Source organism: Pseudomonas sp. NPDC088885 (genome assembly GCF_044750025.1).
GTDB classification, from domain to species: domain Bacteria; phylum Pseudomonadota; class Gammaproteobacteria; order Pseudomonadales; family Pseudomonadaceae; genus Aquipseudomonas; species Aquipseudomonas rustica.
This window is the reverse complement of record NZ_JBIVJB010000063.1, coordinates 18,186-28,211: the sequence shown is the minus strand read 5'-3', so window position 1 is coordinate 28,211 and position 10,026 is coordinate 18,186. Positions and strand designations below refer to the sequence as shown.

Annotated in this window: 10 protein-coding genes; 3 read left to right on the top strand and 7 right to left on the bottom strand. The window is 59.0% G+C overall.

Annotated elements, in window-relative coordinates; genetic code table 11:
• A partial coding sequence (locus ACIP1X_RS20720; RefSeq protein WP_400754728.1) for an RNA pyrophosphohydrolase occupies positions 1–305 on the bottom strand: 305 nt, incomplete at its 3' end.
• Positions 306–448: 143 nt separating this feature from the next.
• Between ACIP1X_RS20720 and ACIP1X_RS20715 the strand changes: the two genes are divergently transcribed.
• On the top strand, positions 449–1,105 hold the full coding sequence (locus ACIP1X_RS20715) for an HAD family phosphatase (protein WP_159811912.1): 657 nt from the start codon (positions 449–451) through the stop codon (positions 1,103–1,105).
• 105 nt (positions 1,106–1,210) lie between these two features.
• Here ACIP1X_RS20715 and ACIP1X_RS20710 read toward each other — a convergent pair whose 3' ends face one another.
• Positions 1,211–1,636 carry a DUF2269 domain-containing protein gene (locus ACIP1X_RS20710; RefSeq protein WP_053124794.1) on the bottom strand — a complete coding sequence of 142 codons (426 nt, stop codon included), beginning with the start codon at positions 1,634–1,636 and terminating at the stop codon, positions 1,211–1,213.
• A 39-nt stretch (positions 1,637–1,675) separates the two neighbouring features.
• A complete protein-coding gene (ilvA, locus tag ACIP1X_RS20705; RefSeq protein ID WP_212545109.1) occupies positions 1,676–3,190 on the bottom strand; it encodes a threonine ammonia-lyase, biosynthetic in 1,515 nt (504 codons plus the stop codon).
• A gap of 319 nt (positions 3,191–3,509) precedes the next feature.
• Here ilvA and rpiA point away from each other — a divergent pair, with 319 nt between their 5' ends.
• Entirely contained in the window at positions 3,510–4,184 is a 675-nt protein-coding gene (gene rpiA, locus ACIP1X_RS20700) for a ribose-5-phosphate isomerase RpiA (RefSeq protein WP_007913886.1), read from the top strand.
• Positions 4,185–4,334: 150 nt separating this feature from the next.
• Here rpiA and ACIP1X_RS20695 read toward each other — a convergent pair whose 3' ends face one another.
• The 4 genes from ACIP1X_RS20695 to ACIP1X_RS20680 form a co-directional block, all read right to left on the bottom strand.
• Positions 4,335–5,252, bottom strand: coding sequence for an SdiA-regulated domain-containing protein (locus tag ACIP1X_RS20695; RefSeq protein WP_400754724.1), 918 nt, complete (start codon positions 5,250–5,252; stop codon positions 4,335–4,337).
• 218 nt (positions 5,253–5,470) lie between these two features.
• The gene (locus ACIP1X_RS20690; RefSeq protein WP_212550171.1) at positions 5,471–6,394 is read right to left on the bottom strand and encodes an SdiA-regulated domain-containing protein; all 924 of its coding nucleotides are present in this window, start codon (positions 6,392–6,394) and stop codon (positions 5,471–5,473) included.
• 288 nt (positions 6,395–6,682) lie between these two features.
• Positions 6,683–7,348: a fumarylacetoacetate hydrolase family protein gene (locus ACIP1X_RS20685; RefSeq protein ID WP_053124802.1), complete on the bottom strand. Its 666-nt coding sequence runs from the start codon at positions 7,346–7,348 to the stop codon at positions 6,683–6,685.
• 41 nt (positions 7,349–7,389) lie between these two features.
• On the bottom strand, positions 7,390–8,784 hold the full coding sequence (locus ACIP1X_RS20680; protein ID WP_053124803.1) for an FAD-binding oxidoreductase: 1,395 nt from the start codon (positions 8,782–8,784) through the stop codon (positions 7,390–7,392).
• 204 nt (positions 8,785–8,988) lie between these two features.
• On the opposite strand from ACIP1X_RS20680, the gene serA reads away from it, so the two are divergent.
• Positions 8,989–10,026 (top strand): phosphoglycerate dehydrogenase (gene serA, locus ACIP1X_RS20675; RefSeq protein WP_400754721.1); only part of this gene is annotated, 1,038 nt, incomplete at its 3' end.

Below are 10,026 nucleotides of genomic sequence, written 5' to 3'. Positions count from 1 at the left end.
AGGAGAAACCATTTCTGTTTCTGGCCGATGCACAGCGGTTGGCTGTGGGTACGCACCAGACGTTGCGGCAAACGATAGCGCAACCAGCCCCGAGTACAGGCCAGTATTTCAACATCTTCACGTTCCAGGCCAACTTCTTCGTTCAGCTCGCGGTACAAGGCGTCTTCCGGCGTCTCTTCAGGGTTGATTCCCCCTTGCGGAAACTGCCAGGCATCTTGATTGATACGGCGAGCCCATAGCACCTGGCCGGCGTCATTCGTCAGAATGATCCCGACATTGGGGCGGAAACCATCGGGGTCGATCACGGGCACAACCTCGCAAACGCATGTCGCCGCATTGTTCCACAAAGGTTGATGAGGCGGCAACGAAGCTTCCTACCTTATGTGCACTCTTGTGAAAAGACCGTATTCTTGTCGCCTTTTTACAGACTTATCAGCGGGTAACTGCAATGCGCCTGGCTCTATTCGATTTGGACAACACCCTTCTGGGCGGCGACAGCGATCACGCCTGGGGCGACTATCTGTGTGAACGCGGCTTCCTCGACCCGATTGCGTACAAAGCGCGCAACGACGAGTTCTATCAGGATTACCTGGCCGGCAAACTGGATAACGCCGCGTACCTGAACTTCTGCCTGGAGATCCTCGGCCGCACTGACATGGCCGTGCTCGAGCAATGGCACAGCGATTACATGCGCGACTGCATCGAACCGATCGTTTTGCCGCAAGCGCTGGAACTGCTGAAAAAGCACCGTGATGCTGGCGATAAACTGGTGATCATTACTGCGACCAACCGTTTCGTCACCGCGCCGATTGCTGTGCGTCTGGGCGTTGAAACCCTGATTGCAACCGAGTGCGAAATGGTCGATGGCCGTTATAGCGGGCGTAGCACGGATATTCCGTGCTTCCGTGAAGGCAAGGTGACGCGCCTGAATCGTTGGCTGGAAGAGACCGGGTATTCGTTGGACGACAGCTATTTCTATAGCGACTCGATGAATGACTTGCCGTTGCTGGAGCAGGTGGCGAATCCCGTCGCTGTCGATCCGGATCCGAATCTGCGGGCTGAGGCCGAGAAGCGTGGTTGGCCAGTGATTTCGTTGCGCGACTGATTACGCCTTCGCGAGCAAGCCCGCTCCCACATTGGATCTGTGTCGTACACAAATCCCCCTGTGGGAGCGGGCTTGCTCGCGAATGGATCGACTCGGTCTCAAGCCCTAAACAGGTTTTGCGCCCATCAACCCGGCAATCGCTACAAAGCAGACAAAACTGAACAACGCCAAAGCAAAGCTGAACCGCCCGACGCCGCCCGGCGCCTTGCGCAACCGGTTCAACCGCACCAGCAACCACAACCACGCCAACGCCGCCACGGTGTACAGCACGCTCGACGCCAGAATCCACGTCTGCCCCAACGGCCAGCCCACCAGATGCACCATCCACCAACCGGTGAATGGCATGCTCAGCAGCGCCAGGCCCATCAGCAGCCAGACAAACACCCGAGGCCGCTGCAACGTGCGGCTGCCCGCCGTCGCATCACCTTTGCGCTTGGCCAGAAACACCCAGATCGCCAGACCCAGCGCACTCGCCAGCAAAACCACGGTGGCGACCACGTGAGCCATCTTCAGGGCCGTTAACGTTTCCATTGTCAAAATTCCTTATTGCTTGCCCATCAGCGTAGCCGCTCAGCCAAGAAACAGCTGATAGGCCGGGTTCTCGCTTTCATCCCAGTATGGGTAACCAATCTCTTCCAGCGCTGCCGGCACCAGATGGCGCTCGTCGTGCGGCACTTGCAGGCCTGCGACCACGCGGCCATCAGCAGCGCCGTGGTTGCGGTAGTGGAACATCGAGATGTTCCAGCGCCCGCCAAGCTTATTAAGGAAGTTGAACAGTGCCCCCGGACGCTCCGGGAATTCGAAGCGGAACACCACTTCATCAATCACGTGCGCCGCGTGCCCGCCGACCATGTGGCGGATGTGCAGCTTGGCCAGTTCGTTGTCGGTCAGATCAGTGACCGGGAAACCCTGCTCGGTCAGGCTTGCCAGCAGTGCGCTGCGCGGATCGTTTTCGGGATGGGTCTGCACGCCAACGAAGATGTGCGCTTCGCTGCCGGTGTTGTAGCGGTAGTTGAATTCGGTGATCTGGCGCTTGCCGATGGCTTCGCAGAAGTTTTTGAAGCTGCCGGCCTTCTCGGGGATGGTCACGGCGATGATTGCTTCGCGGCCTTCACCCAGTTCAGCGCGCTCGGCGACGTGGCGCAAGCGGTCGAAGTTGACGTTGGCGCCGGAGTCGATGGCGACGAAGGTCTGGCCGCTGACACCGCGCTGCTCGACGTACTTCTTGATCCCGGCTACGCCCAAGGCGCCGGCAGGTTCGGTGATCGAGCGGGTATCGTCGTAGATATCCTTGATTGCCGCACAGATCTCGTCAGTGCTGACGGTGATCACTTCATCAACGTAGTCTTTGCAGATGTCGAAGGTGTGCTGGCCGATCTGCGCCACCGCCACGCCGTCGGCAAAGATGCCCACGGTCGGCAACACCACACGCTCGCCGGCAGCCATCGCGGCTTGCAGGCAGTTGGAGTCGTCTGGCTCGACGCCGATGACTTTGATGTCCGGGCGCAGGTATTTCACGTACGCGGCGATACCGGCGATCAGACCGCCGCCACCAACCGGGACAAAAATCGCGTCCAGCGGCTGCGGGTGCTGGCGCAGAATCTCCATCGCCACGGTGCCCTGCCCGGCGATGGTGTGCGGATCGTCGTACGGGTGAATGTAGACGTAGCCTTTTTCATCGACCAGTTTCAGCGAGTAGGCCAGGGCTTCCGGGAACGAATCACCGTGCAGTACCACTTTTCCGCCACGCGAACGCACGCCTTCGACCTTTATTTCCGGAGTGGTCTTAGGCATGACGATGGTCGCTTTTACGCCCAGCACTTTCGCCGCCAGGGCCAGGCCCTGCGCATGGTTGCCCGCCGACGCGGTGACCACGCCACGGGCGCGCTCTTCTTCGGTCAACTGAGTCAACTTGTTGTAGGCGCCGCGAATCTTGAACGAGAACACCGGCTGCAAGTCTTCGCGCTTGAGCCAAATGTCATTGCCCAGCCGCTCGGAGAGCTGGCGAGCGTTCTGCAGCGGGGTTTCTACGGCAACGTCATAAACGCGCGAGGTGAGGATCTTTTTGACGTACTGTTCGAGCATCGGAAAGCATCACTGAGCGGGTTGGGCAGGGCCAAGGAGTCTAACCCGGCTTTTGCCTGGGCGACCACACTAAACAGGTGGTTTCAAGGTCTGGAAACCCATTCTTGAGTGAGCACCATTGTGGCGAGGGGATTTATCCCCGTTGGAGTGCGAAGCGCTCCCCGGCATTTTTTCAGAGATACCGCGTTTTCAGGTTTTACGACGACTGCGTCGCCGGTCGGGGATAAATCCCCTCACCACAGGGTGTTTCCCCCTGCACCGCCGCGAAGCCTATAATGCCGGCCTTTCCGTTCTCACCTTGCCCGCTTCCGGAGCCCGCATGACCCAGGATCAACTCAAACAGGCAGTGGCTCAGGCCGCCGTCGACTTCATCCTTCCGAAACTCGACGACAAGAGCATCGTTGGGGTCGGCACCGGCTCCACCGCCAACTGCTTCATCGACGCCCTGGCCCAGCACAAGGGCGCATTCGATGGCGCGGTTGCCAGTTCCGAAGCCACCGCCGCGCGCCTCAAGGGCCACGGGATTCCGGTGTATGAGCTGAACACCGTCAGCGATCTGGAGTTCTACGTCGACGGCGCCGATGAAAGCGACGCGCACCTGAACCTGATCAAGGGCGGCGGCGCAGCTCTGACCCGCGAGAAGATCGTTGCGGCCGTGGCCAAGACCTTCATCTGCATCGCCGACGCCAGCAAACTAGTGCCAGTGCTGGGTGAATTCCCGCTGCCAGTCGAAGTGATCCCGATGGCCCGCAGCCACGTTGCCCGCCAACTGGTGAAACTGGGCGGCGACCCGGTGTACCGCGAAGGTGTATTGACCGACAACGGCAACATCATTCTGGATGTGTTCAACCTGCAGATCACCAACCCGGTGGAGCTGGAAGCGCAGATCAATGCAATTGTTGGCGTGGTGACTAACGGCTTGTTCGCGGCACGTCCGGCTGATTTGTTGTTGCTGGGTACATCTGAGGGCGTGAAAACCCTTAAAGCTGAGTAATCAGCCCGCCCACGATTTTGTGGGCGGATGGAAGTCAAAAATGTGGGAGCGGGCTTGCTCGCGAATGCGGTGGATCAGTCAAAGTAGATGTCGACTGACCTGACGCCTTCGCGAGCAAGCCCGCTCCCACATTGGTTTTCAGGGTGACCGTTAGTGGGATGCCGGTTTTTTGAAGACGTAAAACAGGTTCGGCTCGCTCACCATGTACAGCGTGCCATCGTCGTCCATCGCAATGCCTTCCGCCTGCGGCACGGTTTTCTTCAAACCCTGACGCCCGCCACTGATGGACATCGTGCTCAACGGCCGCCCATCGACATCCAGTTCCAGAATCAACCGCGACTCATCCGACAGTGCCAGTAAATGGCCGCTGCGTTCGTCGTACTGCAGACTGGAAAGATCACGCACAAACATCCCGGCATCGCGCTTGGGGTTGTTGATCACGTGCACCGCGTAGGATTTTTCCGGGTTGAAGTGCGGAAAACCATGCACTTCGTAGATCAGCATCGGATCGCGCTCTTTCGCCACGAACAGGCGCTTGCCCACCGAGTCGTAAGCCAGACCTTCAAACCCCTTGTTGCCGCTCATGTGCACGCCGAGGGTCATCTGCTCGGCATCCGCCGCATCGAGGAACGTGGTGCCTTCTTCCAGATGAATCTTGATCAGCCGCTGCTCACGCTCGTCGGTGATCACGTAGGTGTCGGCGCTGATGAACTCGACAGCCTCCGCATCGCCAAAGCCGATCAGCGAGATGCGCCGCAGGATCTTGCCTTCCAGCGACAGCTCAACCAGCTCGGCATTTTTGTTGGTCACGGTGAACAGGCTTTTGCGCACCGGATCGAAGGTCAGCGCTGACACATCGTCGTCCAGACCGTCGATAACTCGTGCTTCAATCTCCACACGGTATTGATCCAGACCAATGGATTCAGTGCTCTGCGGTTGCCATAGGGTGTGCAGGTTGAACCAGGCACGCTCGAACAGGCGCAGGTATTGGCCGATCGCAATCAACGCGATCAGGGCAATCACCGAGACGATGATGACCAGAGGTTTGGGACGGGCAAGTCGACGCATTCGGGCGGGCTCGGAATCAAAACAGGCGGATGAAATATCACGCCCGTCTGAACTGAAGCTTAATGGCCACTTGCCTCAAACCACAAGACAACCCTGTATTTGATCGTTCCCACGCTCTGCGTGGGAATGCCGCCGGGGACGCTCTGCGTCCGACAGTCAAAAGATCGTCCGAACGCGGCCCGAACCTTCGGCAGCTCCTACAGGATTCGATGAGGCCGTTATTTCTGTTTTTCGAAGCGGTAGAACAGGTTCGGCTCACTGACCATGTACAGCGTGCCCGCCTCGTCCATGGTTACGCCTTCGGCGCGCGGGATGGTTTTCTTGATGCCGTTGAAACCGCCGAGCAAGGTCATGAAGCTGACTTGATCGCCCTTCTCATCCAGCTCCAGCAACAAGTGCGAATCAGCGGACAGCACCAATGTGTGGCCGGTGCGCGGATCCACCGCCAGCGCCGAGAGGTTGCGGATGTCCAGCTCATCGCTGGCGAGTTTTTGCTTGTCGCCCGTCAGCGTCTGGGTGCCGTCGCTTTTCCAGGTGAACAGCGCCGGTGGCCGCTCTTCGCCCAGCAGCAGTTGCTGATTGCGCGGATCCCAGGCAATCGCTTCGAAGGCTTTGTTCTGGTCTTTCGACGGGCCGAGGTCGTATTTGGGGAAATCGGCGATGTTCAGTTCGCGGGTGTCGGCGTCGACTTTGACGATGGAGAGTATGTGCTCGCGCTCATCGACGATGGCCATCAGGCCGTTTTCCATCACGGTCAGGCCTTCTGGATTGCTCCAGCCCTTGAGCGGCATTTTGCGCAGGACGTCACCTTGCAGGCTCAGCTCGGCGAGGAATGGATTTTTGCCCATTACCGAAAACAGGGTTTTGGTCTGCGGGTTATAGGACAGATCGGAGGCTTCGTCTTTCTCCATGCCCGGCAGCAACTTCGCGTCTATCACTGCGTGGTAGTCCGGCAACCAGACGCTTTCCTTTTGCTCGGTCGGGCTCTCGAAACGCTCCAGCACCCACAGCACGCCACGGTCATCCCAATGCATGGCGAACGCCAGGCCATAGGCGGCGGCAAGGGCCAGCGCCAGCCAGGTATACCAACGCAGGGCAAAACGTGAACGGCGGGCGGATTTGAGCTGAGTTTGAGATGACATCGAGGGACGCGTTCCGAAAATTCAGGCTATGGGTAATAGCACAAAGAGGCCGGCTCAGACGCCAGAATTGCGGAAATTATCCAGACAGGATGTGAAAAAAACGGCAAATGGCGGGATTGCCCTGTGGGTTTGTGGGCCAAGACACAAAAATACCGGCCAGGCCTCTGTGGCGAGGGGATTTATCCCCGTTGGGTCGCGCAGCGGCCCCAAAGATCTTGGGCCTGCTGCGCAGTCCAACGGGGATAAATCCCCTCGCCACAAAAGCTCACACCATCAGGAAATGGCGGGTTAGCGCACGCTGCTGTTAAAGCTGCTCGCGCCGACCAGTTCGAGGACGATGTCGTCGCCGACGTTCAGCGGGCCGACGCCCACTGGCGTACCAGTGAGGATCACGTCACCCGCCTGCAGCGAGAAGCAGCCGGCCATGTGCTGGATCATCGGCACGATCGGGTTGAGCATCGCACTGCTATTACCGTCCTGGCGGACTTCACCGTTGATGGTCAGGCGAATGCCGATGTCGGTCAGGTCAGCAAACGTGCTGCCGACCACGAACGGAGCAATCACTGCCGCGCCGTCGAACGACTTGGCGATTTCCCACGGCAGACCCTTGGCTTTCAGCTCGGCCTGCTTGTCGCGCAGGGTCAGATCCAGCGCCGGGGCGAAACCGGAGATCGCATCCAGCACTTCTTCACGGCTCGGCTTGGTCGACAACGGCTTGCCGATCAACACGGCGATTTCCGCTTCGTAGTGCACCGAACCGCGCTCGGTCGGAATGGCGAAACCGCCTTCCAGCTCAACCACGCAACTGCCCGGCTTGATGAACAGCAACGGCTCGGTAGGCACCGGGTTGTCCAGTTCCTTGGCGTGTTCGGCGTAATTACGGCCAATGCACACGACTTTCCCGATCGGGAAGTGGATGCGCGTGCCGTCGACGTACTGGTGCTGATAGCTCATTTACCGACTCCTGCCTTCATTGATTCATCAAAGATTACAGATCAAACCGCGAAGATCTTGCCCGGGTTCATGATGCCGTTCGGGTCGAACACCGCTTTTACCGCTTTCATGTACTCGATCTCAACCGGCGAGCGGCTGTAGGTCAAGTAATCACGTTTGGTCATGCCGACGCCGTGTTCGGCGGAGATCGAACCGTTGTACTTCTCGACGGTTTCGAACACCCACTTGTTGACGGTCGCGCACTTGGCGAAGAACTCATCCTTGCTTAGGTTATCCGGCTTGAGGATGTTCAAATGCAGGTTGCCGTCGCCGATGTGGCCGAACCAGACGATTTCGAAATCCGGATAGTGTTCGCCGACGATCGCGTCGATTTCCTTCAGAAATGCCGGCACTTTCGACACGGTGACCGAGATGTCGTTTTTGTACGGCGTCCAGTGCGAGATGGTTTCGGAGATGTACTCGCGCAGCTTCCACAGGTTTTGCAGTTGGGTTTCGCTCTGGCTCATCACGCCGTCCAGCACCCAGCCCTGCTCGACGCAATGCTCAAAGGTTTCCAATGCGCTGTTGGCCACTTCTTCGGTGGTCGCTTCGAATTCCAGCAACGCGTAGAACGGGCAATCGGTTTCAAACGGCGCCGGTACGTCGCCACGACCCATGACTTTCGCCAGGGCTTTGTCGGAGAAGAATTCGAACGCGGTCAGGTCGAGTTTGCCCTGGAAGGCGTGCAGCACCGGCATGATCGAGTCGAAATCGGCGGTGCCGAGCACCATCGCGGTGAGGTTTTTCGGTGCGCGATCGAGGCGCATGGTCGCTTCAACGACGAAACCCAGCGTGCCTTCAGCGCCGATGAACAGCTGGCGCAGGTCGTAACCAGTGGCGTTCTTGATCAGGTCTTTGTTCAGTTCCAGCACGTCGCCCTTGCCGGTGACGACTTTCATGCCGGCGACCCAGTTGCGGGTCATGCCGTAGCGAATCACCTTGATCCCGCCGGCATTGGTGCCGATGTTGCCGCCAATCTGGCTGGAACCTGCCGAGGCGAAGTCAACCGGGTAATACAGGCCTTTTTCTTCGGCGACGTTCTGCAAATGCTCGGTGACCACGCCCGGCTGACAAACGGCGGTGCGGTCAGTGAGGTTCACGTCGAGAATCTGATTCATGTAATCGAACGAGACGACCACTTCGCCATTCGCCGCCACGGCAGCGGCGGAAAGCCCGGTGCGCCCGCCCGATGGCACCAGCGCGACCTTGTGTTGATTGGCCCAACGGACAACCGCCTGCACCTGCTCAATGGTCTTGGGAAACACGATAGCGCTCGGCGCCGGGGCGAAGTGCTTGGTCCAATCCTTGCCGTACGCATTCAGGGAGTCGGCGTCGGTGAGGACTTTGCCAGGCTCAACCAGGGTCTTCAGTTCATCAATCAGGGCAGGATTGGTCATCGACAGAACTCTCGAACAATTCATGGTCATCCTGAGAACGCTTCACGTCGCAGGAATGAGTGTTTAGCGGGGAGGCTATGCTAGCATATCGACCCCGCAGGACAGTGCCTAAGGCCAGATCCGCGGAGACGACATTCTTGTCGTCCGGGTCAGCGTCTGTTGACCATTTCCTGCCATTTTTCTCCGGGATACAGGTTTACGCAGATGAGCAAGACTTCTCTCGATAAGAGCAAGATCAAGTTCCTTCTTCTCGAAGGCGTCCACCAATCGGCTGTCGACGTCCTCAAGGCGGCGGGCTACACCAGCATTGAGTACCTCACCGGTTCTCTGCCGGAAGCCCAGCTCAAGGAAAAGATTGCTGACGCTCACTTCATCGGCATTCGTTCGCGCACGCAACTGACCGAAGAGATCTTCGATCACGCGAAGAAACTGGTAGCGGTCGGCTGTTTCTGCATCGGCACCAACCAGGTTGACCTGAGTGCTGCCCGCGAGCGCGGTATTGCCGTGTTCAACGCGCCGTACTCCAATACCCGCTCCGTTGCCGAGCTGGTGCTGGCCGAAGCGATCCTGCTGCTGCGCGGCATCCCGGAGAAAAACGCTTCCTGCCACCGTGGCGGCTGGATCAAATCCGCAGCCAACTCCTTCGAGATCCGTGGCAAGAAACTCGGCATCGTCGGCTACGGCTCGATCGGTACTCAGCTGTCGGTTCTGGCTGAAGGCCTGGGCATGCAGGTGTATTTCTACGACACCGTGACCAAGCTGCCGCTGGGCAACGCCACTCAGGTCGGTAACCTGACCGAGCTGCTGGGCATGTCCGACATCGTTACCCTGCACGTTCCGGAAACCGCTGCGACCCAGTGGATGATCGGCGAGAAGGAAATCCGCGCCATCAAGAAGGGCGGCATCCTGATCAACGCGGCGCGCGGTACCGTGGTCGAGCTGGACGCCCTGGCGGACGCGATCAAGGACAAGCACCTGATCGGCGCAGCCATCGACGTGTTCCCGGTGGAGCCACGCTCCAACGACGAAGAGTTCGAAAGCCCGCTGCGTGGCCTCGACAACGTGATCCTGACCCCGCACATCGGCGGCTCGACCGCCGAAGCGCAAGCCAACATCGGTCTGGAAGTGGCAGAGAAACTGGTCAAGTACAGCGACAACGGTACGTCGGTTTCGTCGGTCAACTTCCCGGAAGTGGCCCTGCCGGCTCACCCTGGCAAGCACCGCCTGCTGCACATCCACGAG